This is a genomic window from Nocardia niwae NBRC 108934 = DSM 45340 (assembly GCF_001613465.1).
Lineage (GTDB): Bacteria > Actinomycetota > Actinomycetes > Mycobacteriales > Mycobacteriaceae > Nocardia > Nocardia niwae.
This window is the reverse complement of record NZ_BDCK01000016.1, coordinates 282043-307713: the sequence shown is the minus strand read 5'-3', so window position 1 is coordinate 307713 and position 25671 is coordinate 282043. Positions and strand designations below refer to the sequence as shown.

24 protein-coding genes and 1 pseudogene are annotated in these 25671 nt (G+C 68.8%); 18 read left to right on the top strand and 7 right to left on the bottom strand.

Translation table 11 applies throughout. The features are described 5' to 3' along the window. Positions 1-83 precede the first annotated feature (83 nt). The 5 genes from NNI01S_RS08595 to NNI01S_RS08575 all read left to right on the top strand — a co-directional run bounded on the left by NNI01S_RS08595 (position 84) and on the right by NNI01S_RS08575 (position 5925). Positions 84-1871 carry a putative bifunctional diguanylate cyclase/phosphodiesterase gene (locus NNI01S_RS08595; protein ID WP_245676034.1) on the top strand — a complete coding sequence of 596 codons (1788 nt, stop codon included), beginning with the start codon at positions 84-86 and terminating at the stop codon, positions 1869-1871. A gap of 143 nt (positions 1872-2014) precedes the next feature. Next, positions 2015-3313, top strand: a complete 1299-nt coding sequence (locus NNI01S_RS08590; protein WP_063019250.1) for an MFS transporter — start codon at positions 2015-2017, stop codon at positions 3311-3313. A gap of 83 nt (positions 3314-3396) precedes the next feature. Further along, positions 3397-4338 carry a DMT family transporter gene (locus NNI01S_RS08585; RefSeq protein ID WP_063019248.1) on the top strand — a complete coding sequence of 314 codons (942 nt, stop codon included), beginning with the start codon at positions 3397-3399 and terminating at the stop codon, positions 4336-4338. 54 nt (positions 4339-4392) lie between these two features. Beyond that, positions 4393-5418 (top strand): TlpA family protein disulfide reductase, encoded by a 1026-nt coding sequence (locus tag NNI01S_RS08580; protein ID WP_169812942.1) that lies wholly within the window; start codon positions 4393-4395, stop codon positions 5416-5418. 165 nt (positions 5419-5583) lie between these two features. Further along, entirely contained in the window at positions 5584-5925 is a 342-nt protein-coding gene (locus NNI01S_RS08575) for a BP74-related protein (RefSeq protein ID WP_063019244.1), read from the top strand. Between the two features lie 50 nt (positions 5926-5975). Here NNI01S_RS08575 and NNI01S_RS08570 read toward each other — a convergent pair whose 3' ends face one another. Both NNI01S_RS08570 and NNI01S_RS08565 read right to left on the bottom strand, forming a co-directional pair. Continuing rightward, positions 5976-7514, bottom strand: coding sequence for a Rieske 2Fe-2S domain-containing protein (locus NNI01S_RS08570; RefSeq protein ID WP_063019242.1), 1539 nt, complete (start codon positions 7512-7514; stop codon positions 5976-5978). Positions 7515-7556: 42 nt separating this feature from the next. Beyond that, positions 7557-8477: a hypothetical protein gene (locus tag NNI01S_RS08565; RefSeq protein ID WP_063019241.1), complete on the bottom strand. Its 921-nt coding sequence runs from the start codon at positions 8475-8477 to the stop codon at positions 7557-7559. Between the two features lie 121 nt (positions 8478-8598). Here NNI01S_RS08565 and NNI01S_RS08560 point away from each other — a divergent pair, with 121 nt between their 5' ends. The 3 genes from NNI01S_RS08560 to NNI01S_RS08550 all read left to right on the top strand — a co-directional run bounded on the left by NNI01S_RS08560 (position 8599) and on the right by NNI01S_RS08550 (position 11473). Then, on the top strand, positions 8599-9345 hold the full coding sequence (locus NNI01S_RS08560; RefSeq protein ID WP_063019238.1) for a lysophospholipid acyltransferase family protein: 747 nt from the start codon (positions 8599-8601) through the stop codon (positions 9343-9345). Positions 9346-9356: 11 nt separating this feature from the next. Further along, the gene (locus NNI01S_RS08555) at positions 9357-10100 is read left to right on the top strand and encodes a lysophospholipid acyltransferase family protein (RefSeq protein ID WP_063019236.1); all 744 of its coding nucleotides are present in this window, start codon (positions 9357-9359) and stop codon (positions 10098-10100) included. A gap of 179 nt (positions 10101-10279) precedes the next feature. After that, positions 10280-11473, top strand: a complete 1194-nt coding sequence (locus NNI01S_RS08550; protein ID WP_063019466.1) for a glycosyltransferase — start codon at positions 10280-10282, stop codon at positions 11471-11473. Positions 11474-11636: 163 nt separating this feature from the next. Here NNI01S_RS08550 and NNI01S_RS36320 read toward each other — a convergent pair. The 3 genes and pseudogenes from NNI01S_RS36320 to NNI01S_RS08540 form a co-directional block, all read right to left on the bottom strand. Next, a pseudogene (locus NNI01S_RS36320) lies at positions 11637-11804 on the bottom strand (alpha/beta fold hydrolase); the annotation flags it as partial. 105 nt (positions 11805-11909) lie between these two features. Then, a complete protein-coding gene (locus NNI01S_RS35915; protein ID WP_245676032.1) occupies positions 11910-12056 on the bottom strand; it encodes a hypothetical protein in 147 nt (48 codons plus the stop codon). 194 nt (positions 12057-12250) lie between these two features. Then, positions 12251-13711 carry a sugar transferase gene (locus tag NNI01S_RS08540; protein WP_245676031.1) on the bottom strand — a complete coding sequence of 487 codons (1461 nt, stop codon included), beginning with the start codon at positions 13709-13711 and terminating at the stop codon, positions 12251-12253. A gap of 508 nt (positions 13712-14219) precedes the next feature. Between NNI01S_RS08540 and NNI01S_RS08535 the strand changes: the two genes are divergently transcribed. The 4 genes from NNI01S_RS08535 to NNI01S_RS08520 are packed head-to-tail and all read left to right on the top strand — an operon-like array spanning position 14220 to position 17960. Further along, a complete protein-coding gene (locus tag NNI01S_RS08535) occupies positions 14220-15503 on the top strand; it encodes a class I SAM-dependent methyltransferase (protein WP_063019234.1) in 1284 nt (427 codons plus the stop codon). Further along, positions 15500-16273 carry a sugar phosphate nucleotidyltransferase gene (locus tag NNI01S_RS08530; RefSeq protein WP_063019232.1) on the top strand — a complete coding sequence of 258 codons (774 nt, stop codon included), beginning with the start codon at positions 15500-15502 and terminating at the stop codon, positions 16271-16273. Before NNI01S_RS08535 ends, NNI01S_RS08530 begins: the two co-directional genes overlap by 4 nt. Next, positions 16270-16920: a PIG-L deacetylase family protein gene (locus NNI01S_RS08525; RefSeq protein WP_063019230.1), complete on the top strand. Its 651-nt coding sequence runs from the start codon at positions 16270-16272 to the stop codon at positions 16918-16920. The genes NNI01S_RS08530 and NNI01S_RS08525 overlap by 4 nt, the downstream gene beginning before the upstream one ends. A 5-nt stretch (positions 16921-16925) precedes the next feature. After that, positions 16926-17960, top strand: coding sequence for an NAD-dependent epimerase/dehydratase family protein (locus tag NNI01S_RS08520; RefSeq protein WP_063019463.1), 1035 nt, complete (start codon positions 16926-16928; stop codon positions 17958-17960). Here NNI01S_RS08520 and NNI01S_RS08515 read toward each other — a convergent pair. Then, the gene (locus NNI01S_RS08515; RefSeq protein ID WP_063019227.1) at positions 17938-18501 is read right to left on the bottom strand and encodes a dTDP-4-dehydrorhamnose 3,5-epimerase family protein; all 564 of its coding nucleotides are present in this window, start codon (positions 18499-18501) and stop codon (positions 17938-17940) included. The genes NNI01S_RS08520 and NNI01S_RS08515 overlap by 23 nt on opposite strands. Before the next feature lie 14 nt (positions 18502-18515). On the opposite strand from NNI01S_RS08515, the gene NNI01S_RS08510 reads away from it, so the two are divergent. Both NNI01S_RS08510 and NNI01S_RS08505 read left to right on the top strand, forming a co-directional pair. Further along, entirely contained in the window at positions 18516-19616 is a 1101-nt protein-coding gene (locus NNI01S_RS08510) for a class I SAM-dependent methyltransferase (protein ID WP_063019225.1), read from the top strand. A gap of 89 nt (positions 19617-19705) precedes the next feature. Then, positions 19706-19912: a hypothetical protein gene (locus NNI01S_RS08505; RefSeq protein WP_157114658.1), complete on the top strand. Its 207-nt coding sequence runs from the start codon at positions 19706-19708 to the stop codon at positions 19910-19912. Positions 19913-19954: 42 nt separating this feature from the next. Here NNI01S_RS08505 and NNI01S_RS08500 read toward each other — a convergent pair whose 3' ends face one another. Continuing rightward, on the bottom strand, positions 19955-20773 hold the full coding sequence (locus NNI01S_RS08500; protein ID WP_063019221.1) for a glycosyltransferase family 2 protein: 819 nt from the start codon (positions 20771-20773) through the stop codon (positions 19955-19957). A 267-nt stretch (positions 20774-21040) separates the two neighbouring features. On the opposite strand from NNI01S_RS08500, the gene NNI01S_RS08495 reads away from it, so the two are divergent. The 4 genes from NNI01S_RS08495 to NNI01S_RS08480 all read left to right on the top strand — a co-directional run bounded on the left by NNI01S_RS08495 (position 21041) and on the right by NNI01S_RS08480 (position 25669). Beyond that, on the top strand, positions 21041-22111 hold the full coding sequence (locus tag NNI01S_RS08495; protein WP_063019462.1) for a glycosyltransferase family 4 protein: 1071 nt from the start codon (positions 21041-21043) through the stop codon (positions 22109-22111). Continuing rightward, on the top strand, positions 22108-23238 hold the full coding sequence (locus NNI01S_RS08490) for a glycosyltransferase family 4 protein (RefSeq protein WP_063019220.1): 1131 nt from the start codon (positions 22108-22110) through the stop codon (positions 23236-23238). The genes NNI01S_RS08495 and NNI01S_RS08490 overlap by 4 nt, the downstream gene beginning before the upstream one ends. Positions 23239-23396: 158 nt before the next feature. Further along, entirely contained in the window at positions 23397-24650 is a 1254-nt protein-coding gene (locus tag NNI01S_RS08485; protein WP_063019461.1) for a lipopolysaccharide biosynthesis protein, read from the top strand. Between the two features lie 2 nt (positions 24651-24652). Further along, positions 24653-25669 (top strand): CgeB family protein, encoded by a 1017-nt coding sequence (locus NNI01S_RS08480; RefSeq protein WP_063019218.1) that lies wholly within the window; start codon positions 24653-24655, stop codon positions 25667-25669. Positions 25670-25671: the final 2 nt, after the last annotated feature.

Genomic DNA, 25671 nt, shown 5'->3' with positions numbered 1-25671 from the left:
TATTCGTCGTGCGAGGAATCGGGTCTCGCGGCGATACCCGAACCCGGGTGCGGGCCGCGTCTGCGCTGGCGACGGCTATGGTCATGGCTCGTACCACCGGGGCGTTCTACGTCATGGGCGGGGTGCTCGGTCTGCTGATCACCGCCATCGCCCCTGGTGAGGAGGGTAATCGCCCGCTGGTAGGTGGGGCGGCAGCGGTAGCGCTGGTGCTCGGCCTGACGCTGCTCGCGTGGGGGCCGCGACTGCCGCATTCGATCCACCACGTCTACGTCGCGATCGCGACGGTGCTGGTCACGATCGCGGTGCACTCGTTCCCGAACACGGTGGGCGCGATCAGCCTCGCGGCGTTCTATGTGTTCATCGCCTGCGACGCGGCCCTGTTCTTCGCCTGGTCGCAGGCCGCCGCGCATATCGCGTTCGCCCTGGCGCTGTGCCTGTGGGTGCTGCCCGCGCGGCCGGTGACTCCCGGGCTGCCGTGGTGGTCGGGCCTGATCCCGGCCGGGGTGACCTTCGGTGTGGGCGTCGTCGTCGGGATCCTGACCAGGATGGCTTCCGAAGCCGACATCGACGTGCTCACCGGCCTGCTCAACCGGCGCGGCTTCGACCGGGCGCTGAACACCGCGATCCAGCAGGCCACCAGGTCCGGACACGGGCTCGCGCTGGTGCTGGTCGACCTCGACCGCTTCCAGAAGATCAACGACCACCTCGGGCACCGCGCCGGTGACGCGGTCCTGCAGCGGGTGGCCGACACCTGGTCGAAACTGCTGACCCCCGAGCAGCGCCTGGCGCGCTACGGCGGCGACGCGTTCGCCCTGCTGCTGCCCAACACCACCGAACAGGCCGCGATCCTGCTCACCGAGCAGCTGCGTGCGGCGGTGACCACCGGTTGTTCGGCCGGGGTGACCTCGTGGCAGCCGGGCGAATCCGGATCGCTGCTGGTCAGCCGTGCCGACGTCGGCCTGTACCGGGCCAAGCAGGCGGGCCGCAACCGCACGGTGCTGGAGTCCTCCCGGCAGCTGCCGCTGGCGGTGGAGCTGCGCGAGGCGATCGACCGTGGCGCGCTCGACGTGCACTACCAGCCGATCGTCAGCCTGACCGAAGGCGGCGGCAAGGCGGTCGGCGTGGAGGCGCTGCTGCGCTGGTCGTCCAGCGCGCAGCCGGACGTCACCACGGAGGGCTTGATCCGCGTCGCCGAGGAGTACGACCTCATCGCGGATCTCGACGAGCTGGTGCTGCGCCGGGCCTGTGCGGACGCCGCGCGATTGCAGGAGACCTTCGCGCAGCTGGATCTGACGCTGAACGTGAACGTCAGCGGGCTGGAGCTGGCGGAGACCGGCTACGCCGACCGGGTGGCGGGCATCCTGGCGTCTACCGGGTGGCCCGCCGATCAGCTGGTGCTCGAGGTGACCGAGAGCGAGCTGGCCGCCGAATCGCAGACCGCGATCGAGAATCTGCACCTCCTGCGCGACCGGGGCGTCCGCATCGCCATCGACGACTTCGGCACCGGTTACTCCTCGCTCAGCAGGCTCGCCACCCTCCCCAGCGACATTCTCAAGGTCGACCAGTCCTTCGTCGCCGCGATCCGCTCCGATTCGCCCGCGCCGCCCTTGCTCGGCGTGATCGCCGCCCTGTCCAACGCGCTGGACCTGCAGGTCATCGCCGAGGGTGTGGAGACCGAGTACCAAGCCGCCGTGCTCACCGAACTGGGCTTCGCGCTCGCGCAGGGTTATCACTACAGCGATTCGCATCCGGTGTCGGAGCTGATCAGCGACCTGAACGAGAACAAAGGCCGGATCGGGTCCGGCGTCGCGGACGGGGAACTGGGCGACGGGGATTCGGTCGCCGCCAACGGCTGGGTACCGCTGCCGTAATTCGCTTGACCGCTTGGCCGGCGCGTGCGCATGCTGACGACATGCGGTTGCTCCTCTACGCCTGTTGATTCGCCGGATCGCTGCGCCCCTCGCGGGCGGATAGCACACGTACCATCGGCCTGCGCTCGCTGACGGTTCGGGCGGTGCTTTTCAAGAGCATCGGTGAACTGATTCCGCTGTACGCGCTGTACGCCCTGCTGTTCGCCGACCATGGCATGAGCACGGGGCAGATCTCTCTGCTGTTCGCCATCTGGTCGGCGACGTCGTTCCTGCTCGAGGTGCCCTCCGGCGCGTGGGCCGACACGGTTTCGCGACGGGGACTGCTCGTGCTCAGCGGCGTCCTGCTGACGGCGGGTTTCGCGTTGTGGACGGTGGCGCCTTCGTTCGAAGGATTCGCCGCCGGATTCGTGCTGTGGGGAACCTCGGGTGCGCTGGCCTCCGGTACGTTCGAGGCCCTGCTGTACGACGATCTCGCCGCCCGCGGTGACTCCTCGGCCTATCCACGCATTCTCGGGTACACCCGCGCCGGCGCGGAAACGGCCGTCGTCATCGCGATCGTCGCCGCGACGCCCCTGTATCTCTACGGCGGGTATGCGCTGGTCGGCTGGTCCAGCGTCGCGGCAGCGGCCGCGCACACGCTGATCGCGCTGTCGCTGCCCACGGCGCCGAAGGCGGTTTCCGCGGCGGACGTCGACGATCTCGAAGCCGAAGGCTCGGGCAGCGAACGGTTCGAGAACCGTGCCGTAGCGGGCGGCCTTGCGCCCGAGCAGGCAGCCGTCGGTTCGCAGAGCTCTGCGGCGCGGTCACGACCGTTCGCGCGCTACCTCACCATGCTGAAGGCGGGCGTGGGTGAGGCGCTGCGCGTGCGTGTGGTGCGCTATGGCGTGCTGCTGGAGGCGCTGCTGTTCGGGATCACGGCGTTCGACGAGTATTTCGCCCTGCTGGCGGAGGAGTCGGGGGTCTCGACTGCCGTGGTGCCGCTGCTGGTCGGTCTGACCGTGCTCGGTTCGCTGACCGGTTCGGTGCTGGCGGGGCGCACCGAGGGGATGTCGGGCCGGAGGATGGCGATCGCGGTGGGCGCCGCAGGCGTGCTCTTCCTCGGCGGCGCGCTGATCGCCGGTCTCGCAACCGGGCATCCGGACGCGGTCTACCTATTCACCGGCCTCGGTTTCGGTTCGATCGGCGTCTCCTACGGCATCGTCTACAACGCCGGGATCGTCGCGGCCGCCCGCCTCCAAGACGCCATCGAGGGCCCCGCCCGAGCCACCGTCACCTCGGTCTCCGGACTCCTCGGCGAGGTGATCGCCCTGGTGGTCTTCGGCTTCGCCGCCCTGCTCACCCTCCATTCCTCCATCGCCACCCTCCTGGCACTCCTCGGCGCTTCCATCCTCGCCATCGCCGTCTTCACCTCGCGCTGGCTCCCGCCGCCCCGCGCCGACTGATCGCGAGTGGCACACCCTGGAGGGCTCTTCTCGGGAAATGCCGCGGCCATGTGCCGCTCGCGACGGTTGGGTAGCGTGCGGGAGTGCGGTTGGGGCTGGTATGGGGGTTTGGGATCGGTGCCGGGGTGGCGGTGCAGGGGCGGATCAATGGTGCGCTGGGGGCGCGGTTGGAGGATGGGGTCGCCGCGGCGACGATCAGTTTCGGGGTGGGGCTGGTTGTGCTCGCGGTGGCGTTCGCGGTCAGTGGGCGGTTGCGGGAGGGTGGGCGGCGGGTGCGGCGGGCATTGTCCGAGGGCTCGTTGCGGCCCTGGCAGTTGCTGGGAGGTCTGTGCGGGGCGTTCTTCGTCGCGTGCCAGGGGCTCACCGTCGCGGCCATCGGCGTCACGGCGTTCACCGTGGCGACCGTCGCCGGTCAGTTGCTCAGCAGCCTGGCGGTCGACCGGCTCGGTCTCGGACCGCGCGGACGCACGCCGGTCACCGCAGTGCGTCTGGTCGGCGCGGCGCTCGGTGTCGTCGCGGTGCTGATAGCCGGATTCGGGCACACCCGCGCCACCGGTGGTCTGTCCGTGCCCGACGCGCTGCACGGCGCGCCGACCGTGCTGCTGATCGCGCTGCCCGCGCTGGCAGGCATCGGTCTGGCCTGGCAGCAGGCGGTGAACGGCAAGGTGGGCGCCGTCGGCGGATCGCTGACGGCGGCGCTGGTGAATTTCGGTGTGGGCCTGGCCGCGCTGCTCGTCATCGAGGCGCTGGTCATCGTGTGGTCCGGTGGCCCGGCTGATTTTCCGGCCGAACCGTGGCTGTATCTCGGCGGATTCATCGGCGTCGCCTTCATCGCCCTTGCCGCGCTGACGGTCCGCTGGATCGGCGTCCTGCTGCTCGGGCTCACCTCGGTGGCGGGGCAGCTGCTGGCCTCCGTCATCCTGGACGTGCTCACCCCGACCAGCGCGGGGCTGTCGGTCACCGCGATCATCGGTTGCGCGCTGACTCTGGTCGCGGTCGCCATCGCCGCTCGATCGCAGTCCTGAGGACACTCGCCGCGCATTCATTCGCAAACCGCATGAATGTGGAATGGTGCGCTCATGCTGATCGAATACGGGGTGTGGATTTCGCGGCTGGGTCTGGCTGTCGTGTTCGGGCTGTCGGCGTGGGGCAAGCTGGCGGATCGGAGCGCGACGCGGCAGGCGGTGGGGGATTTCGGGGTACCGCTGCGCTGGGTGCCCACGGTGGCATGGGGTTTGTCCATCGCCGAGGCGATCATCGCGGTAGGCGTGCTGATTCCCTGGGTTTCCGGGCTGGCCGCGCTGGCGGTGCTGCTGTTGCTCGCCGTGTTCACGGCGGTGATCGCACGCCTGATGCGGCGGGGCGAGCACCCCTCCTGTTCCTGTTTCGGCGCTGCGAGTGCCACGCCGATCGGTCCGAAGACGTTGGTACGCAACGGCCTTTTCGCTCTACTCGCCATGGTTGTCGGCATAGGCGCGCTGGCGCATCCGCGTGTGCCGATGGACCTGCCCGCCGACGGTGTGGTCGGCTGTGCCGTGGTCGCCGCGCTGGTCGCGGTCTTGATCAGGTTCGCGGGACAGCTCCGGGCCCTGCGACGCCGGGTGGACGAGCAGGCACTGTCCACGTTGGGCGCGGAGGGCTTGCCGGTCGGCGCGGTGGCCCCGGAGTTCGAACTGCTCGGCGCGGACGGAGCGACGACCACACTCGAGGATCTGCTGGCCACGGCGAAATCGGTGCTGCTGGTCTTCGTGCACCCGGGATGCGAACTGTGCGCGGCGCTGGCCCGGGAATTGCCCCGCTGGCGCGCGCGGACCGGTGACGCCCTGGTGATCATCGCGGTCGGCAACGGCGATGCCGCCGAGCAGGCGGCGTGGGGCGTCGAACAGGGGTTGGGCGACATTCCCTCGCTCGTGCAGCAGGGTAACGAGGCGGCCTTGCGTTATCGGGTGCGCGGGACGCCATCCGCCGTGCTGATCGATCCTGAGGGGCGCGTCTCCGCTCCGGTGGCCAGGGGGGCGATCGCGATCCGCGAGTTGATCGGGGCGGTGCGAAAAGCGCCGCGCGAGCCCGCGCGCGACAGGATCCCGGCCGGGGCGTCCCGTTAGCTTCGGGGCGTACTCTTTCGTCTCCGGAGACCGACCACGCCCTCGTTATTCGCTAGTTAGCAAATAATCAGCAAATCTTCGGCGGGGCGTCGATAGGATCGAGTCGCACCGGTGCGGAATTCGCCATCCATCGACCAGAGGACCCATCGACAAGAGGGGAAAGACATGGCGCTCTTCGCATTCACCGACTACTCCGGCAAAGAATTCATCATCCAGCTGACCAACGAGCAGCGGATCGCGGAAGCCCGCCGCATCCTGTCGGGTGACGAGCAGATGTCCATTCACGTCATGGGCCGGATCCGGAAGATGCCCGCGCCCTACAACCCGGGTTGGGACTTCCATCTGGACCCCGACACCATCACCTTCTTCACCATGGCGATCGAGGTCTGCGACGCCAGCATCTCGTACGTGAACGACCACCTGGACGAGGCGTGCGGCGCCTTCCTGCCGGGCTGCTTCTGGTGTCCTTGGTCGTCGAAGCTCACCCGCGAGGTCGCCGACCGGTAATCAGTTGGCAAACACTTCCGGCCGACGGCGTACCGTCGGCCGGAAGTGGGTCAGTCCAGCTTGCGCGAGCGCAGTTCGTGACCCTTGGACGTCTTGCACCGTCCCGACTCCAGATCCCATTGCCAGCCGTGCAGGTTGCAGGTGAGCGTATTGCCCTCCACCACACCGAACTTCGACAGATCCGCCTTCAGGTGCGGGCAGCGGCGCTGCACCTCCCAGCCGCTGAGCTCGGTGGAGGCGGAATCGTCGTGCGCCTCGGCGAACCAGCCGTCGGCGTAGGCGATCCGCTCGTCGGTGAGGCACTTGAAGAAGGTGTAGAGGAACTCGTTGTACCCGCCGATGCGCCAGGCCTGGAAGCGGGTGGACAGGAAGATGGTGTTCACCCAGTCGGGCTCGCGGTCGCGCAGCACCGTGCGCACCAGCTCCGGCGCGATGCGGAAGCCGTAGCGGTAGCGGCCCTCGCCGTCGATCGGCTCGCGCACCGTGCGCTTGGGGAAGTCCAGCACGACGGTTTCCTCCCCGATCACCAAGCCCACCGGGTAGCCGATGCCGTCGCAGATCACGTCGCTCTGCGCCATGATCGGCTCGAACAGCTTCTGCAGCGGTTCCAGCAGGGAGCCGTCGCCGCGCTCCCAGGTCGCCTTCTCGGCCTCCAGCACCGGCGCGAGCCGCTGGGCCATCCGCTCGATGTAGTCGGCCTTGTTGTCGTAGATCTCGGCGGGGTCGCTCGGGTGGGTCAGCGTCAGCTCGGCGCCCCGTACGTCGGCGACCGAACCGGGGATCATCAGGATGCCGCCCGCGTTGCCGTGGATTTTCATCTGCTCCAGGAACACCTTCTGGTCCGGGAAGATGTTGCCCTCGTCGCCGCGGTCGTCGTTGAGGTAGCGCAGTTCGTCGTCCAGGAACACCGGCGGGCCCGCCGACGGCACCACCCAGGTCGCGCCGACCTGCTCGATGTAGCTGCGCGCGCGGTCCATGCCGCGCTGACGCTTCTGCTTGCCGAAATTCGACTTGGTGCGCGCCGGGATGTCGTACACCATCGGGTACCAGATCGCGCCCGAGTACTGCAGCAGGTGGATATCGACGTGGCCGAACGCGTCGTGCAGCACGTCCATGTCGACCGGGCGGGCGTCGTTCATGTTGAAGCAGGTGGTCTCGCCGTCGGAGACGACCAGCCCGGAGTCGCCGATCGGGCCGTCGGCGGGGGCGCGCAGCGCGATGATCATGACGTCCAGGTCCCCGCCGGGGCCGGTCACTGTGTGCTTGACCGAGTCCTCGGTCTCGAAGAACTTGTGGAAGCCGAGCTGCTCTAATTCCCGCCGCAGGTCCGGCACGGGATAGTCCGGCAGCAGGACGGTGGCGTCCTTGTTCACGTGGTCGATCAGCGTCTGCGCGTCGAAGTGGTCGCGGTGCAGGTGCGAGACGTACAGGAAGTCGCACGCGCCCAGCTCGTCCCAGTCCAGCTGGGTGTTGTCGGGGAACGGGAACCAGGAACCGAAGTACGCGGGGTTCACCCAGGGATCGCAAAGGATCGACCCGGCCGCGGTGCGGATGTGGAATCCGGCGTGTCCGACGCTGGTGATCTGCACTAGCTGCTCCTCCTGCTGTTTACCAGCCAACCAGGGTAGTAGTTACGGCGAGATGTCGCCGATGCAGTAGCCGTCCGGCCCGGATCGCAAGGTGAAGGTGCGGGTCTGCGTCACACCGGAGGAGTTGGTCACCGGCACGAGCACCGCGATGTAGTCGGTGTTCACCTGCTCCGACCGGATCTGCTGGTCGGCGAACTCGGTGGCCCCGGTGAGCACGCCCTGGTTGTTCGCCAGCGGCGCGGGGCTCGGACGCCCGGTGCCCTTGGGGTCCCAGGACGCCGGGGACGCCTTACAGATCAGAGGGTAGTCGCCTTCTTTGTCGGCGGGGTCGAGCGGAGTGCCGACGAACCGGGACAGGTACCGGCGCACGGTGTGGCGGGCGTCGGCGTCGTCGTAGACGATCTCCGAGCCCGCCGTGGCGACGCGCGGGCAGGCGTAGCCGGTCGCGAGTTCGGCGCGCCGGACGGCGACCGTGGTGTCGGGGCTCTTCCAGGTCACAGCGTCCTCGGTGGCCGTGCCGGGCTGGGCCAAGGCGGTGAGGACGGCCTGCTGGTCGGCGTACATGTCGGCCACGTTCTTCGGCGCGACGGTCCAGCACTTGCCCTGCATCTCGGCGAGGGTGTGCGAGCGCAGGTCGGCCGCCCAGCGCTGCAGCACAGGGGCGGCGGCGGGCAGTCCGGCGACCGCGCCGACCGGCGGCGCGTCGGCGGGGACCGGCGGCAGCGCCGAGGTGCTCGGCGGCGGTGTGGTGGGAATGGCGGCCGGTGGCGTCGCGCGTCCCGCCGCCTGCGGGGCGCTCTCCTCCGGAATGCCGACGACGGAGTCGCAGCCGGTCAGCGCGAGCGCCGCGATCAGGACTCCGCCGACCAGCGCACCGCGGGGCCCTCGCCCGCCCGAAGCCCGGTTCCGCTCGTCTGCTGCACCGGGGTCGTACTCGCGCGGTACCGATCGGGCGCGTTCCACTTCGACGATCCTCTTCTCTCAAGGCGTGCGGTCGGGGCTGCTCGTGCGTCCTCGTTCCGGCGCGCCGCGCGGTGGCCGCGCACTGCCGGTGGGGACGAGCAGCGACTACGCTAGCGGACTTGTGGAACCCGTCTACCGGACGATCATCGGCCTCGCCCGTACCGTCTTCTTCATCGAAGGTCTGAAGTTCACCGTCAAGGGCGATGAACACATCCCCGCCCGAGGTGGCGCCGTGCTGGCGGTGAACCACACCGGATACATGGACTTCACCTACGCGGGCCTGCCGGTGCGCACACCGAAGCGCTACATCCGGTTCATGGCCAAGAAGGAAGTCTTCGACGACAAGATCTCCGGCCCGATCATGCGGGCGCTCAAGCACATTCCGGTGGACCGTTCGGCGGGCGCGGACTCCTACAAGGCCGCCGTGGAGTATCTGCGGCGCGGGGAACTGGTCGGCGTGTACCCCGAGGCGACGATCAGCCGCAGTTTCGAGATCAAGGAATTCAAGTCCGGCGCGGCGCGCATGGCCATCGAGGCGGAGGTGCCGATCATCCCGATCGTCATCTGGGGCGCGCAGCGGGTCTGGACCAAGGGTTTCCCGAAGCGGCTCGGCCGCACCAACACGCCCATCTCGATCGCGGTCGGCGAGCCGATCCAGCCGTTCGAGCCCGCCGCCGAGCTCACCGCCAGACTGCGCTCGACCATGCAGGAAATGTTGCTGGACCTGCAGAAGGACTACGTGCACGAGCCCGGCGCGTACTGGGTTCCGGCGCGGCTGGGCGGCAGCGCTCCTACCCTGGAGGAGGCGGACGCGATGGATGCCGCCGAAGCGGAGGCCAAAGCCGCGCGGAAGAACGCGGCGGGGTAGCGGGAGCTGTGATGGCGCGGGAACCGGTTTACGACATCCTCACCGGCTTGGCCCGCGCCATCTTCTTCGCGCAGGGTCTGCGCATCGATATCGAAGGGCAAGAGCATTTCCCTCGCTCCGGAGGCGCGGTGCTCGCCGTGAACCACACGGCCTATCTCGATTTCATGGAGGTCGGCCTGGTCGGGCGGAAGTCCGGCCGCAACGTCCGGTACATGATGAAGGCCGAGCTCGAGCACGGCATCGTCGGCTTTCTCATGAAGCACTGCAAGGCGATCGGCGTCGATCGCACGGCCGGGGCGCAGTCCTATGCCCGCGCGGTGACCGCGCTGCGCGATGGCGAGGTGGTGGTGGTCTATCCGGAGGCGACTATCAGCCGCAGCTTCGAGCTGAAGGAATTCAAGTCCGGCGCGGCTCGGATGGCTGCCGAAGCCGATGTCCCGATCGTTCCCATGATCATCTGGGGCGCGCACCGGATCTGGACGAAGGACATTCCGAGACAGCTCGGCCGACATCGTTTCCCGATCAATATCCGTATCGGCGCGCCGATCCCACCCGCCGAGCCGGCCGAGAGCCTGACCGCCGTCCTGCGCACCCGGATGAACGAGCTCTTGGAAAGCGCGCAACGCGATTACCCGATGGTCGAAGGCGCCCGCTGGGTCCCCGCACGACTCGGCGGGACCGCCCCGACCCTGGCGCGGGCAGCTGTGCTGGAGCGCGAGGAGATGGAGCGAAGACGGCGCGCGAAGGCGCGCTGAACCGCCGCATCGCCGCAGATCAGCAGCGTACGACGGATGCGCGGTTCCCCGGGGTGGGAACGGCTGTGGCGTCGCGGCGAGGTGTTTCGGCTCGATGATGGTCGGTATGGGCGGCATCGATGACCTCGTTCAGGCCGGATGTTTCGGTGGGTAGCCGGCCGCGGGTCGTCGGTGACGACGTGCGAGTGCTGTTGACGGCGAGCGGGTCGCGCGGCGACGTCGAGCCGACCTTGGGACTGGCGCTGCGGTTGCGGGAATTCGGAGCTCGAGTGCGGGTGTGTGCGCCGCCGGACTTCCAGCCGCGCTGCGCCGAGATCGGGGTGCCGCTGGTGCCGCTGGGACCGTCGAAGACCGGTTCGCGCGCCGGGAGACCGTCGCGGGCCGAGCTGTCGCAGTACGTCAGCGACTGGCCCGCAATACAATTCGACACGATCACCACAGCGGCCGCGGAATGCGACGCGGTGGTGGCGACCGGTGTGACACAGATCGCGGCCCGGTCCGTCGCCGAGAAGCTGGGCGCCCACTACCAGTACGTGAGCTACCAACCGACCACTCTGCCCTCGCCACACCATGCGCCGATGCCATTGCCCGGCGATCGGCCCGCACCGGCGGCGATCGACAACCAGTTGCTGTGGGAAATCGACACCCACGGTTGGAACGCACAGTTCGGACATGGGCTCAATACCGGCCGTGCCGCGCTCGGGCTACCGCCGGTGGCCGATGTCCGCGACCACGTCATCACCGAGAGACCCTGGCTGGCAGTGGATCCGGTTCTGGGGCCGTGGTCGCAGGCGCCTGGCCTGTATGTCGTGCAGACCGGTGCCTGGATCGTGCCGGACGAACGTCCCTTGCCTGCCGAGCTGTCTGCGTTCTTGGACGGGGGCACGCCACCGGTGTACGTCGGCTTCGGCAGCATGCCCATGCGCCCCGGCATCGCCCGGGCGGCGATCGAAGCGATCCGCGCCCACCACCGCCGTGTGCTCCTTTCGCGTGGCTGGGCCGAGTTGACGCCGATCGACGATCTTCCCGACTGCATGGAAGTGGGCGAGGTCAACCATCAGGCGTTGTTCGCCCGGGTCGCCGCTGTCATCCACCACGGTGGTGCGGGCACGACGACCGCCGCCGCGCGGGCCGGTGTGCCTCAAGTGGTGGTACCCCAGATGATGGACCAGCCCTACTGGGCGCGCCGGGTGGTCGAATTGGGCATCGGCGCGTCATGCGGGGACGCGGACCCCAGCTCGGCGTCACTGTCTGCAGCTCTCGACCTGGCATTGGCGTCGACCACCCGGGCACGAGCGAACGAAGTGGCCGGCATGATCCGTTCGGACGGAGCGACGGTGGCCGCGAGACTACTGCTCGCCGCGATCGGCTGAGCTGACGCCGCTGCACCCCTGCCGTGTCACGAGGTCCGGTGCGGACCCCGTGACAGGCTGTGGCGGTGCCGGCGGACATCCGCGGGGTCAGGCCGGTCGGGCGCAGCAGCGGCGTCAACCAGCCAAGCCGCTTGAACAGCTTGCGGATCCGCTGCTCCATGGCCTCGTCGAGCCAGTCGTGCGGGAACGCGCCGTCGACCAGCACCGCACCCATGGCACGGCGGGGGTTCCGGTCGGCCCAGTGCGCCGCGACGACCGCCCCGTAGGACCAGCCGACCACCAGCGCCCGGTCCACACCCCTGGCAGCCAGGACGGCGTCGACGTCCTGGATCGCGGCCTCGAGGGATTAGTCCGCCGAACGCCGCGATTTGCCGCGCGCCCGCTCGTCGAAGGTGATGTGCCGGTATTCGGGGCCGAGCTCGGCGATGACCCGCCGTCAATACCCCTGAGTGGCGAACTGGCCATTGCAGTAGACCGCGGGAATGCCGCGCCCGCCGGTGTCGGTGACGGCGAGGGCCGTATCGTCTACCGGCACCATGCCGGTCCACTTGGAAGCGGTGGAGGAGGTGCTGTTGTTCGTCATGAGAACCATGTCGGCGTCCGGCCTGACACCATGCTGACACTCGCCTGATACGGCCACTGACACCGTGCGTTCCCGGCATGGTCGGCGCGATCGGTTGGTATCCGGCTTATCAAGGGATTTCACGGCGGCGAAGCTCGGCAGCCCGCCCCAGCGCGGGCGATGGTCGGCACTTCGCGACCACCGCCCCGCGGGCGTCAGTACGCTCCCTCACCTCGCGCCACGACACCGACCGTGCGCGCGATCAGCCGCAGGTCCATCCTCATGGACACGTTCTCCACGTAGGACAGGTCGAGTCGCACCGCGTCCTCGAGCGGAAGGTCCGACCTGCCACTGACCTGCCACAAGCCGGTCAGCCCCGGCTTCACGAGCAGGCGTCGGCGCATCATGTGGTCGTAGGTGTCGACTTCCCGCCGCACCTGCGGTCGCGGCCCGACAACGCTCATGTCGCCACGCAGGACATTCAGGAACTGCGGCAACTCGTCGAGACTGTACTTGCGCAGCAACCGCCCGATCGGCGTGACCCGAGGGTCGACCTTCATCTTGAAGAAGACCGGATTTCCACCCTGCTGTGCGATCAAGGCTTCGGCATATCGGTCGGCGTCGTGGTACATACTGCGGAACTTGATCATGCGGAAGGGCAGGCCGTATCGGCCGATGCGTTCCGACAGGTAGAAGACCGGGCCGCGGCTGGTGGTCTTCACCGCGATCGCGATCGCCAGGAACACCGGCAGGAGCAGCAGTAGGCACACTGTCGCGAAGCCGATGTCGAAGGCCGTTTTGCTGACCGATCGAGCCCGCTCGTACTGCGGTTCGGCGATGTGCATCATCGGCATCCCCGCGACCTGCCGATTGGTGAGCCGGGATATGGCGATGTCGATTGCCCCTGGCGCCAGCATGAACTCGACGCCGAGCGCGTCGAGTTCCCAAGCGAGCCTGCGCAGCTCGGTCGGCCCGAGATGCCGGGTGGGACCGATGGCGACGGTGTCGGCGTGGGTGTGCAGGACCGCTCGCAGCACAGCGCTGTCGTCACCTACGACCGCCACCGTACCGCCGGCGAAAGGCAGCGGCGCATCGCCTGATTGCCCACCCGGCACGCAGGCGCCCACGACGTCGTAACCGGCGCCCGGGTCCGCGGCGAACGCCGCGGTCATCGCCGCGGCCGCATCGGCAGTGCCGACCACGAGTACGACCGAACGATGGCGTCCCCGGCGGCGTTCCCTGGCAAGCTGATGACGCCACCACAGTCGTCCAGCGACCACCGCGAGGACGCCGGCCGGAAAGGCGATCGCGAGATAACCTCGGGCAAATTTGATTTCGAGTGCCAGTGACATCAGTGCCAGTACGCCGAACAGGTGCATGGTCGCCGACATCAGCCGCCGGAATTCCTCGACACCGCTGCCGACCAGTTGCGGCGCACGGCTACCCGCGCTGCCGAGGATCGCGAACCAGCCCATGGCGAGCGCGCCCGATACCACCGTGTAACCGATTCGGTACGGCTGATCCCAGGCCAGCGGCGGAGCGCCACTCCCGTTGAAGCGAATCAGCTGCGCACTTCCCACGGCGATGGAAACGGCGGCGAAATCGGTGATGGCGAGACGACGTACGTACTCCGATCGCCAGGCCTTACGGGTGGAGACGGTAATCGGTGGAGCCACGAAGGATCGTGGGGATTCGGCGGTCCCATTCCATTCCGGGACAGCCTTGGATTTCATCAAGAGAACACCCCTCCTGGGGCAACGGTGGAATTGCTACCTGATCCGGAGATCGTCTTTCCCGGCAGCGTCCCGACCGCCTCTACCGAGCGCTTCATCGGCACTTGATCGGCAAGTGTCACAACGTCTCTCGCCGATCAGAACGTATGCGCGAAGCAGCGCGATCGGGATGTTAACTGATCCAAATCTCCTCGGCGACCGATCTCGATACGCATCGGGAATAACACCATGAAGATGAATATGTAATGTGCTCTATATCACAGTTTGTAACGCTGATCTGTAATCCAGCCGATATTGCCGTCGGTACGCTGACGGTCGCGACAGTGCGGCCCGTGCCACGAATGACGTTCTCGTCGCGCGCATCTCGTGATACGCCGGGCAGCTACTGCTTCCGTGCGCCGCGACAGGCGTTCCGACGGGGCCGGGACGTTTCGAGCAAAGGATCGGATCTGTGCGCTGTCGACTCTGTGACTCCGGCAGACTGTCCAGCGTTCTGGACCTCGGCGCCACGCCGCCGTGCGAATCCTTCCTCACCACCGACCGGCTCGACCTGCCCGAGCCGACCTACCCGTTGCATTTGCGGGTGTGCGTCGACTGTCTGCTGCTGCAGATTCCGGCGCTGATCACACCGGAGGAGACCTTCACCGAATACGCCTACTTCTCCTCCTACTCCGACAGCTGGGTCCGCCACGCGGGTGAGTTCGTCGACACCGCGGCCGCCCGGCTGGGACTGGGCAGGGACTCCTTCGTGGTGGAGGTCGCCAGCAACGACGGCTACCTGCTCCGCCACGTCGTCGACCGCGACATCCGATGCCTGGGCATCGAGCCTTCGGTCAACGTCGGAACAGCGGCTCGCGAGTCGGGCGTACCTACCGAAACCGCCTTCCTCGACGCGGATTCGGCTCGCCGGATCCGTGCCGAACACGGCCCCGCGGATCTTGTGGTCGCCAACAACGTCTATGCCCATATCCCGGATCTGCGCGGATTCACTCGTGCGCTACGCGTCCTGCTGGCGGACGACGGCATGCTGACCATCGAGGTGCACCATGCGCTCAACTTGGTCGGGCTCGGCCAGTTCGACACCATCTACCACGAGCATTTCCAGTACTACACCGTGCTTTCGGCACAACGTGCGCTCGCTGTGGCGGGATTGACCGTGGTCGACGTCGATCAGCTGCCGACGCATGGCGGATCGATCCGGCTGTGGGTGCGCCCCGATGCCGCCGTGGCGGCGGTGAGCGACCGGGTGCGGGAAGTGCTCGAACTCGAGCGGTCCGCCGGACTGCACTCGGCGGACGGCTACACATCGCTGCGGCGGCGTGCCGAGTCGGTGCGGCATGAGCTGCTCGGGTTCCTGCTCGACTGCCGACGCCGGCGCCGACGCGTCGTCGGATACGGTGCGCCGGGCAAGGGCAACACACTGCTCAACTATTGCGGGATCCGGCCCGACCTACTCGAGTACACCGTCGACCGCAATCCCTACAAACACGGCAGATTCACGCCGGGAACGCGAATCCCGATCCACCCGCCGTCCCGGCTCGACGCCGATCGTCCGGACGTGGTCGTGGTGCTGCCCTGGAATCTAGAGCACGAGATCACCGCACAGCTCCGGCATGTCGCCGAGTGGGGCGGCCAGCTCGCTTATCCCTTGCCCGAGCTGCACGTGGTCGACCCGGCGTCACCGGCGCCGACCCGGCCGGCCGGAGCCGAGTCGAAAGGAAACCGGCGCCGATGAAAGTCGTCCTGTTCTGCGGTGGCTACGGCATGCGCATGCGCGGCGGCACCGATGACATGGTGCCCAAGCCGATGCAACTCGTCGGCCCCCGCCCGCTGCTCTGGCACGTGATGCGGTACTACGCGCATTACGGTCACAACGAATTCATCCTGTGCCTCGGATACGGCGCCGAGCACATCAAGAATTTTTTCCTCAGCTATCGGGAGTCGGCGTCCAACGACTTCGTGATCCGCAACGGCCGGGTCGAATTGCTCGGCAGCGATATCGACGACTGGACGATCACCTTTGTCGATACCGGCGTGGAGTCGGCCATCGGAGAGCGATTGCGCCGGGTGCGCGAGCACCTCGGTGACGACCAGTACTTCCTGGCCAACTACGCCGACGTCCTCACCGACGCTCCCCTGGACGAGATGATCGCTCAGTTCCACGCTTCAGGGGCGGTGGCATCTCTCATGGTGGTGCCACCGCAATCGTCGTTCCACTGTGTGGACCTCAGCCCCACCGGCGAGGTCAAGGAAATCGTTCCCGTGGCGAATATGCCACTGTGGGAAAACGGCGGCTATTTCGTGCTCGGCCGGGAGATATTCGACCTGCTGCCACCAGGTGGCGATCTGGTGGAAGACGCCTGTGGGACGCTCGCGGGCCAGGGCCGGTTGTTCGGCTACCGCCACGACGGATTCTGGAAGCCGGCAGATACTTTCAAGGAGCGCGCCGAACTCGATGCGGCCTACCGCCGCGGACACCGGCCATGGATGGTGTGGGAGCAGTGATCGCTCTGCTTTCCCCGCGGCCGGCCGAGATCGCCCTGCTCGGCGCGCATTGCGATGACATCCCGATCGGCATGGGAGCCACGCTGCTGTCGCTGACCAGCGCCCATCCGGGTATGCGGGTGCGCGCTCTGGTCCTTTCCGGCGCAGGCACCGAGCGCGAACGGGAAGAACGGGCGGCGCTCACCGCCTTCTGCTCGGGACGGACACCGGAATTGACGGTGCTCGACGTCCCGGACGGACGCGCACCGGCGCACTGGGATCGGATCAAGACGGCCGTAGCGGAGTTTCGCCGTGCGGGTGAACCGGACCTGGTGTTCGCCCCGCAACCGGGCGACGCGCACCAGGATCACCGCACGCTCGCGGAGCTGGTGCCGACCGAGTTCCGCGACCACCTGATCCTCGGCTACGAGATCCTCAAGGCTGAGGTGGACACACCGGCGCCGACCGTGTTCCACCCGGTCGACGCGCAACTGGTCCAGCGGAAATCGCGACTGCTGCACCGGTATTACCCGTCGCAGACCGGGCGCGACTGGTTCGACGAAACCGCGTTCCTGGCCACCGCGCGGATCCGCGGCGTGCAGTGCCGCACCGAGTACGCCGAAGCCTTCGTGGTGGACAAGGCCGTGATCTCATGGGAAAAGGAGTGACAACGATGCGGGTCCTGGTCACCGGGCATCAGGGATATCTGGGCACCGTCATGGTCCCGATACTGCAAGCCGCCGGGCACGAGGTCATCGGGCTCGACACCGGCTGGTTCGCCGACTGCCTGATCGGTGAGTTCGCCGGCGACCCGGAGGGCCTGCGCCTCGACCTGCGATCGGTGCAGATCGACGCCCTTCGCGGCATCGATGCGGTCGTCCATCTCGCCGCGCTGTCCAATGACCCCCTGGGCGCGCTCGCGCCGGAAGTCACCCACGAGATAAACCATCTCGCCTCGGTGCGTCTGGCTCGGCTCGCGAAAGAAGCCGGTGTGTCCCGGTTCCTGTACGCCTCCACCTGCTCGGTGTACGGTGCCGCCGGAGACGAACTGGTGACCGAGTCGGCGCCGCTGCGGCCGATCACCCCCTACGCCGAGTCGAAGGTGCGCGTCGAAGACGATGTCGCGGCGCTGGCCGACGACGACTTCGTTCCCGTCTTCCTGCGCAATGCCACCGCGTTCGGATTCTCCCCTCGTCCGCGCGCTGACATCGTGCTCAACAACCTCGTCGGACACGCCGTCCTCACCGGTACGGTCAAGGTGCTCTCCGACGGCACGCCCTGGCGGCCGCTGGTCCACGCCCGCGACATCGCGGCGGCCTTCGAACGCTGCCTCACCGCACCGGCGTCGGCCGTCGCAGGCCGGGCGTTCAACATCGGCACGGAGCGAAACAATCTCACCGTGGCCGAGATCGCCGAGTCGGTGGTGGCCACCGTGCCGGGGTCGCGACTGCTGATCACCGGGGAGACCGGCGCCGACCCCCGCTCCTATCGGGTCGACTTCTCCGCCGCCCGCGCAGTGCTCGGTTTCGAGGCGCAGTGGTCGGTGCCCGACGGCGCCGCCGAACTCTACCGCGAGTACACCGAGCGTGGCCTCACCGAAAAGGCGTTCTCCCAGCGATTCACCCGGCTCGCGTGGCTGCAGCGGCTGCGCGCGTCCGGTGCTCTGGACCCGCGACTGCGTGCGGTCACCGCGCCGGTGACAGGATAGCCCGCAGATGGCTCCATCGTCCGGCGTTCGCGTCGCGATCCGACACCGCCGTCACCGGCAGCGGCCAGGCGATCGCCAAGTCCGGATCGTCGAAGGCGACGCTGAGATCCTCGGCAGGATCGTGCGGCCGATCGATTCGGTAGCACACATCAGCGGTGTCGGTGAGTGCTTGGAATCCGTGCAGAAAGCCCGGTGGCACGTACAGGTGGCGGAACTCCTCGTCGTCGAGCCGGAACGCCTGCGTCCGGCCGAACGTCGGCGACGACGGCCGGATGTCGACCAGCACGTCATGCACCGCGCCGTGTGCGCAGCGGACCAGTTTGGCCTCCCCGCGCCCGGACCGGCCGTGCATGCCGCGCACCACACCGCGGTGCGACCGGGACTGCGAGTCCTGCACGAAACCGGCCGAGAATCTCGGAATTCCCAGATGGGAGTCGAATTCCGCGGCATCGAAGGTCCGGGTGAACAGGCCCCGGTCGTCCCGGACGGGCGCTGGGACCAGCACCACCACGCCGACCAGGTCGGTCTGCTCGATACGCACACCGACATCGTGTCATGACCGGCCGCTGCCGCGCCTGCTCCGGCGCCGTTCTGCACACCGTCCTGGATCTCGGAACGGTGCCCGCAGCCGATGATTTCCCGCCTGCGGGCCGGCCGGTGACACCGGCGGAGACCACGCACCCGCTGCGGATGGTGCGGTGCCCGCGCTGCGAGCTGGCGCAGCTCGCCGAAGACGACACCGTGGCCGCCGAACCCCGTGGCGTGGAGCCGCGGGCCCTGCGCGACCAAGCGGCCGAGGCGATTGCCCGGGTCGACGCGGCCGGTCTGCTGCGCGGGCGCACGGTCATCGAGTTCGGTAGTCCGCACGGTGGTTCCTGGCTGCCGTCGCTGGCCGAGCATGGCTGCACCGAAGCCGACGCGGCGCGGGCGGACCTGGTCGTGGACTGTTTCGGCATCATGCACGAACCCGACCAGCGGGCCGCGTTCGCCGCACGCGCCGCGGCCACCGCGCCGGACGGGCTGCTCCTGCTGCAGTTCCACTCGCTGGCCGCCATCGTGGCACAACGGCAGTGGAACGCGTTGCGGCACGGGCATTTCGCGTACTACTCCCTGCACGCGCTGAGCCTGGCGCTCACCGCCGCGGGCATGGGCGTGACCACCGCGTGGGAGTTCGACCTCTACGGCGGGACGGTGCTGGTAGCAGCTCGGCGCGGCCCTACCGAGCCGGACCGCGCCGTACGCGAGATCCTGGCCCGCGAACGCGAAATCGTCACCCCGGCATCGCTGCATCGGCTCCAGCGGTTCGTGGACGACCATGTGCGCGCGCTGCGGAACTGGCTGATCGATGCGGCCGCGGCCGGGCAGCGCGTCTACGCCTACGGCGCCGCGTCCCGGGCGGTTGCTCTGCTGTCGCTGGCCGGTGCGCACCAGGGGCTTGTCGCCGGAGTCGCCGACGCCGCGCCCGCCAAACGGGGACGCCGGATGCCCGGCACCGACATCCCGATCATCAGCCCGCGGGATCTGATCGCGGCAGCACCCGACCGGGTGTTGTTGACGCTGCCCGACCTACTGGACGAAGTGTCGACCGAACTTCCAGCACTCGACGGTCGCTGGTTCGTGGACGATCCGCGCGGACCCAGAAGGGCGAGTGGATGACCGACCCCCGACCGTGTGACTCCATCCCGCCGACCACGATTCCCGGGCCGCACCCGGCCAGCAGTTCCCGAGCGAGGACAGCCGTACCGATGAACATCACCTCTCGGATGCGCCGACAGCCGCATTCGCCGGCCGACGCGGTCGCACCGGCCATGGCGCCGATGGTCGGGGCCGACCGGTCCGGCGGTCTCGTGCGCGCCGGCGGCATCGAGGCGATCGGACCGGTGCGTGGGCGCCGCCGCGCCGAACCGATGTCGCCGAGCGGCGATGTCGACTGCCCGGCCGCGACGGTGTGATCGGCGGTGGCCACTACCGGACAGCAGCAACCGCGGTCTTGTTCAGCGACCGACCGCGGCCCGCGCGCGCACCCGCAGCCGCGTCCCCAATGCCCGGACCAGGCGCAGGTCACCGGCCAGCACATCGGCCGGACCGACGAGCTCCGGGTGATCGGCGCCCAGCCGATGATGGAATCGCAGCTGCTCGGTGAGCTTGCTGCGGGTCGATGTGCGACTGCACAGGTTGAACGAGGAGTTCCGCCAGGCGGCCACGATGTCGTCGAGCCCGAGGAAAGCGCCGCGGCTGCCGACGCGGGCGAACAGGTCCACATCCATCGGGAATACGAGGTCGCCGCGCAGTCCGCCGACGGCGTCGTAGTCGGCACGCCGGAACATGGCGGCCGCGGTGGGGCCGAAGTCGGCCGCCCCGCGACGCACGATCACCCGGGCCAGCCGGCGGCTGCCGTGCCTGCCGATCAGCTGCGGCAGCCCCAGCCCGGTCTCGAGCAGGTCGCCGGACTCGTCGATCACGTCGAACCTGCCCGCGCACAACGCGATCGCGTCGTCGTCGAACACCGCCGACTGCGCGGCGAGGGTGCCGGGACGCAGGAGGTCGTCGGCGCAGACCACCTTCACGAGGTCCCCGGTGGATTCCCGGATCGCCCGGTCCCAATTCGCGCCGATCGGCAGTACGCGATCGTTGCGCAGGACACGCACCCGCGGATCGCGCCGTGCCCGCGCGATGTCGCCGGTGCGGTCGGTGCTCGCGTTGTCGAGGATCACGACTTCGAAATCGAGGTCTTGGGCCAGGACCGAATCCAGGGTCGCGGAGAGCGTTCGTTCCGCGTTGTAGGCCGGCACGCACACCGACAGTTTCCGCATCGCCAGCCGCCTTTTTGTCAGAACCGCAATCGGACATTGCCTCGTAATTGCCCGAACTATGCCATATTTCGCTCCGGGTCGGCATCCGAACCCGTGCGGACCGGTGCCGAATATCGGATACCGCGCATCTGCGTGGGAAGGCCGAAACCGGTGGTCAGCCCTATACTTCCCGGCCGTAAACGAGTTCGGCCGACGACTCCACGGGTGCGGCATGCGGGATGAGGGGGCCGGGTCATGATCAGCGCTTCCGACGCGGTGCAGGTGCACATGACCGGATCGGAATGGTTCGGCGCCGCGCCCGGCGGCCTGGGCCGATACTTCACGGATTTGCACGGCGCATTGCTGGAAGTTCCTGGGATTTCTTTGTCTGCCGCCGCCTTCGGCCCGCCCGACCGGACGGTTGCCGGTACCCGGTCCTGGGGGCCGGTCGGCGGGTCGACACTGCGCCGCGCCCGCACCGCGTTCTGCGCTCGCGACGCGTTGGACCCCGGCACCGTCGTGGATCGCCACTTCTGCCTCTACGGCCCGGCCGCCAGAGACCGGCGTGGTCGACGGCTACCGCTGGTCGTGCATTTCCACGGTCCGTGGGCGGCGGAGAGCCGAATGCACGGACAGCATCCCGCCGCGGCTTTCGCCAAATACCTCATCGAACGTTTGCGTTACGTTTGCGCGGATCGTTTCGTCGTGCTTTCCGATCACTTCCGCACTGTGTTGTGCGACGACTACCGCATCCCGTCCGATCGCGTCGAGGTGATCGCGCCCGGAGTCGATCTCACCCGGTTCCGAGCCGCCCCGGTCCCCGCGTCCCCGCCGGTCGTCCTGTGTGTGCGGCGGCTGGAGCGCCGGATGGGCATCGATGTGTTGCTGCGCGCGTGGCCCGGGGTGCTCGCCGAGCACCCGGAGGCTCGTCTGGTCATCGTCGGAACCGGCAGCGCCGAGGCGGATCTCCGGCGCGGAGCCATCGAGGGCGGGCTCGACGGCAGCGTCGAGTTCACCGGCCGGATTCCCGACCAGGAACTCGCCGCCCGCTACACCTCCGCCGCGCTCACCGTGGTGCCGACGGTGGCCCTGGAGGGATTCGGCCTGATCGCCCTCGAGTCGCTCGCCGCGGGCCGGGCGCCGGTGGTCACTCGGTGCGGCGGTCTGCCCGACGCCGTGCGGGGCCTGGATTCCTCGTTGATCGTGCCGCCCGGCGACCCCGCCGCGCTCGCGGCTCGGATCAGCGCGGCGATCTCCGGCTGCCGGCCGACGCCGGAGCAGTGCCGCGCCCACGCGGAGACCTTCAGCTGGCATGCGGCCGCCCAGCGGCACGCCGCGCTATATCGGGAGTTCGGATGAATGGGCCCGCGGTCTTCCTCGGCCACACCGCCGCGCCGTCCGGAGCTGAATTGGCCACCCTGCGGCTGCTGCGCACGCTGCGCGCGCATGGCGCCGAAGTGGCGCTGGTGTGCACCGAGGACGGCCCGGTGCTGGCTCGTGCCCGCGACGCGGGGATCGACACCCGTGTCGTGACCGGCCGATTCGACAGCCGGGCGATGACCATCGGGTCCGGCCCGTTGCGGCTGATCAGCGGGTTTCTCGCGTTGCTGCGGCTGGGCTGGGCGGTCGGGGGTGCGGTCCGCGACTTGCGCGCCCGGGTGCTGGTCGCCGAGAGCACCAAGGCGCTGGTGCTGGGGGCGGTCGCGGCCCGCCGCGCCCGGGTGCCCCTCGTCTGGCAGGTCCACGACCGAGTATCCCGGGACTACTTCGGCCTGCTCCCTGCCACCACTATCCGGCTGCTGGCCGCTCTGTTCTGCCGGGGACTGCTCGCCAACAGTCAGGGCACCCGGGAGACATTGCCCGCGCGCATCCCGGTGGTCGTCGCGTACCCGGGCGTCGCCCTGCCCGCCACACCGCCGCCGCCCCGCACCCGCGCGGCCGCTGATGCGGTCGTGGTCGTCGTGGGACGGCTGAGCCCCTGGAAAGGCCAGGACGTGTTTCTGCGTGCCCTGGCGGCGGTGCCGACCCGGCCCGCGGCGGTGTACCTCGTCGGCGGGACGTTCTTCGATGAACAACCCTTCCGGCGGTACCTGGAACAACTCGCGGACGAACTCGGCCTGGCCGTGACGTTCACCGGTCACGTCGACGACCCCCACCGGTATCTCGCCGAGGCCGACGTGCTCGTGCACTGCTCGGTGCTGCCCGAGCCGTTCGGGCAGGTGGTTGTGGAAGGCATGGCCGCAGGCTGCGCAGTGATCGCGACGGTGCCCGGCGGCCCGGCCGAGATCATCGCCGACGGGCGTACCGGTCGCCTGGTGCCCGCCGGTGACGAAGCCGCGCTCACCGCGGCTCTCACCGAACTGCTCGGCGATCCGGCCGCGCGCGCCCGGATCGCCGCCGCGGGCGCCGACCGCGCCCGCGACTTCGACATCGGCACCACGGCACGCGTGGTCACCCGCTTCCTCGACGAGGTGGCGCCGCCGTGACCGAACCCGATTACCTCGCCACGCTGACCACCGACGTCTTCCCTCGGGTCGAACTGCCCCGGCGTCCCGGCGGGGTGCACCGTCGCGCCGACGGGGCTCGCGGGCCGGGCGGTGGTGGCGCGCACAGCAAGCCGAGCCGGTTCGAGGTACTCGGCGATATCGCACTGGTGAGTTTCGGCAGATACGGTCAGTACATCGTCACGGTCGTCACCGTGCCGCTGATCGCCCGGGTACTCGGCGCCCACGGCCTCGGCCTGCTCGCCATCGGCATGTCGGCCTACTTCATCGGCTCGCTCGTCGTGGATCTGGGCGTCACGCAGTTCCTGTCCGCCCGCGTTCCGGAGATCAACGGGCGCAGGGACACCCGGTTGCGGGAGATGAACCAGCTGCGTGGCGACTATCTGGCCATCCGTCTCGCCACGGCGACGCTGTTCGGTGTCGCGCTCGCCGTAGCCTTTGCCGTGCGCGTGCCCGAGGCCGCGCAGATGGTGCTGCTCGGCCTGTTCGTCGGTGGCTTCTGGTCCCTGTCGGAGGACTGGCTGCTGATCGGTGAGGGGCGGTTCGGCACCTCCACCGCCTACCAGAGCGTCGGGCGGCTGTGCTACCTCGGGTTGCTGGTCGGCCTGCTTCCGCAACTGCCGAATCCGCACGTCGCCTTGCTGTGCCTATTGCTGTCCTCGGTGCCGACGGTGGCACTGACATGGTGGGATGCCTGGCGCCGGTACGGGGCGCCGGCCCGTCCCCGCTATTACGGCGTCGTGCTGCGCCGCAGCGTGCCGGTGTTCGTCTCCCGGTTGCTGGTCACCGGCTACGGGCAGGGTGCGGCGACGCTGTACTCGGCCGTGCTCGACGCCGTCTCGCTGGGCTTGTACTCGGCCGGCGACCGCCTGGTGCGCGCGGTCCAATCACTGCTCGACGCCATCGGCTTCGCACTGTTGCCACGTATGGCCCGACGCGGCGACCATCTCGGGTTCTGGCGGTACAGCACACAGGCGCTGGCCGTGACCGTCGCCGTCGCCGCGCTCGCTTCAGCGGGCATCTGGCTATCCGCGCCCCTGCTGATCCGGCTGGTCTTCGGTACCGAATTCGCCGCGTCCACCGGTCTGTTGCGGATCGAGGTGCTGATCCTGCCCGCCACGACGGTCACCTCGTTCATCACCACGGCCATCCTGCCGGTGCGCCAGGACACCACCGGAGTCCTGATCGGGGCGCTGCTCGGCACTCTCGTCGCCATCGGCGCTTTGCTGCTGACCGTCTGGACCCGCTCGGTGCACACCTTGGTCTACGGCCTGCTGCTGGCCGAAATCACCGTCGCCACCTGGCATCTGCTGCGGATGCGGTTCCTGGCCCGCCGCGACCACGCCGAAGCCGACACCGTGCCGCTGCCTGTCGTGCCCAGGAAGGAAACCTGACCATGAGAATTCTGTTCGTCGGCGACGACTGGCTCGGCAGCAACGCACGTTCGCTCGCCGACGGCTTCCGGCAAGCCGGCCATGACGTCCTCGTGGTCGACTCCACACCGGTGACGCTCCCGGCCAGGTTGTCGCCACCGTGGGTGTACGCGAAGGCGACCGGTCGGCGCGACCGGCGCACGATCGAACGAGTACACACCCAGATCGAACGCAACGCTGCCACGTTCCGGCCCGACATGCTGTTCGTGTTCAAGGGGATCCATCTGGACCAGCAGCGACTGCTCGACGTACCCGCCGCACTGCACGTGCACTACAGCCCGGACGACGTGTCCAACCCCGAGAACCTCACCGACGCCTACCTGGCCGCGGAACCCGGCTGGGACCTGATCGTCACCACCAAACAGCACAACGTGCCGGAGTTGCGGGCGCGTGGCGCCCGGGCCGCCGGTTTCGTGCTCAGCGCTTACGACCCGGCCTGGCATCATCCGGCGGCCCGCCGCGGCGCCGATGACTATCTGGTCGGTTTCATCGGAGTGTGCCGGCCCGACCGCCGCGCCGAATTGGTGTCCCTGGCACGCCGCTACGGACCGCGCCTGCTGGTCCGCGGCCCCGGCTGGCGCCGCGTTCCGGAGTTGCGCGCCACCCGCGCCGTCGTCGGCGGCGCGGTGTACGGTCCCGCGTATTCGGCCGCGATCGCCGAGGTGACAGCCAATCTGGTGCTGCTCAACTCCGGCAACCGCGACACCCACACCTGCCGTAGCTTCGAGGTGCCCGCCGCCGGTGGATTGTTCGTCGGTGAACGCACCGGCGAACACGCCGACCTGTTGCGCGACACCGTCGAGTGCTTCCTGTTCGACGGCACCGACGAGCTGGTCTCGATTCTCGATTGGGTTGCCGCCCACCCGGAGCGGGCGGCCGAGGTCGCGGCGGCCGGGCACCGGCGGATCACCGCCGCGGGGCATCGTTACGTGGATCGCGCCCGGCAGATCGTCGGCCTCGCCGCGGAGGTCGGGAACTGAAC

What these genes read in the sequence shown, in the direction of transcription:
- NNI01S_RS08580 (WP_169812942.1), top strand. Translation starts at nt 4,393, where the DNA reads ATGCTGATCGAATACGGGGTGTGGATTTCGCGGCTGGGTCTGGCTGTC.
- NNI01S_RS08530 (WP_063019232.1), top strand. Translation starts at nt 15,500, where the DNA reads ATGAAAGTCGTCCTGTTCTGCGGTGGCTACGGCATGCGCATGCGCGGC.
- NNI01S_RS08575 (WP_063019244.1), top strand. Translation starts at nt 5,584, where the DNA reads ATGGCGCTCTTCGCATTCACCGACTACTCCGGCAAAGAATTCATCATC.
- NNI01S_RS08480 (WP_063019218.1), top strand. Translation starts at nt 24,653, where the DNA reads ATGAGAATTCTGTTCGTCGGCGACGACTGGCTCGGCAGCAACGCACGT.
- NNI01S_RS08595 (WP_245676034.1), top strand. Translation starts at nt 84, where the DNA reads ATGGCTCGTACCACCGGGGCGTTCTACGTCATGGGCGGGGTGCTCGGT.
- NNI01S_RS08500 (WP_063019221.1), bottom strand. Translation starts at nt 20,773, where the DNA reads ATGCGGAAACTGTCGGTGTGCGTGCCGGCCTACAACGCGGAACGAACG.
- NNI01S_RS08510 (WP_063019225.1), top strand. Translation starts at nt 18,516, where the DNA reads ATGACCGGCCGCTGCCGCGCCTGCTCCGGCGCCGTTCTGCACACCGTC.
- NNI01S_RS08520 (WP_063019463.1), top strand. Translation starts at nt 16,926, where the DNA reads ATGCGGGTCCTGGTCACCGGGCATCAGGGATATCTGGGCACCGTCATG.
- NNI01S_RS35915 (WP_245676032.1), bottom strand. Translation starts at nt 12,056, where the DNA reads ATGACGAACAACAGCACCTCCTCCACCGCTTCCAAGTGGACCGGCATG.
- NNI01S_RS08490 (WP_063019220.1), top strand. Translation starts at nt 22,108, where the DNA reads ATGAATGGGCCCGCGGTCTTCCTCGGCCACACCGCCGCGCCGTCCGGA.
- NNI01S_RS08505 (WP_157114658.1), top strand. Translation starts at nt 19,706, where the DNA reads ATGAACATCACCTCTCGGATGCGCCGACAGCCGCATTCGCCGGCCGAC.
- NNI01S_RS08555 (WP_063019236.1), top strand. Translation starts at nt 9,357, where the DNA reads ATGGCGCGGGAACCGGTTTACGACATCCTCACCGGCTTGGCCCGCGCC.
- NNI01S_RS08495 (WP_063019462.1), top strand. Translation starts at nt 21,041, where the DNA reads ATGACCGGATCGGAATGGTTCGGCGCCGCGCCCGGCGGCCTGGGCCGA.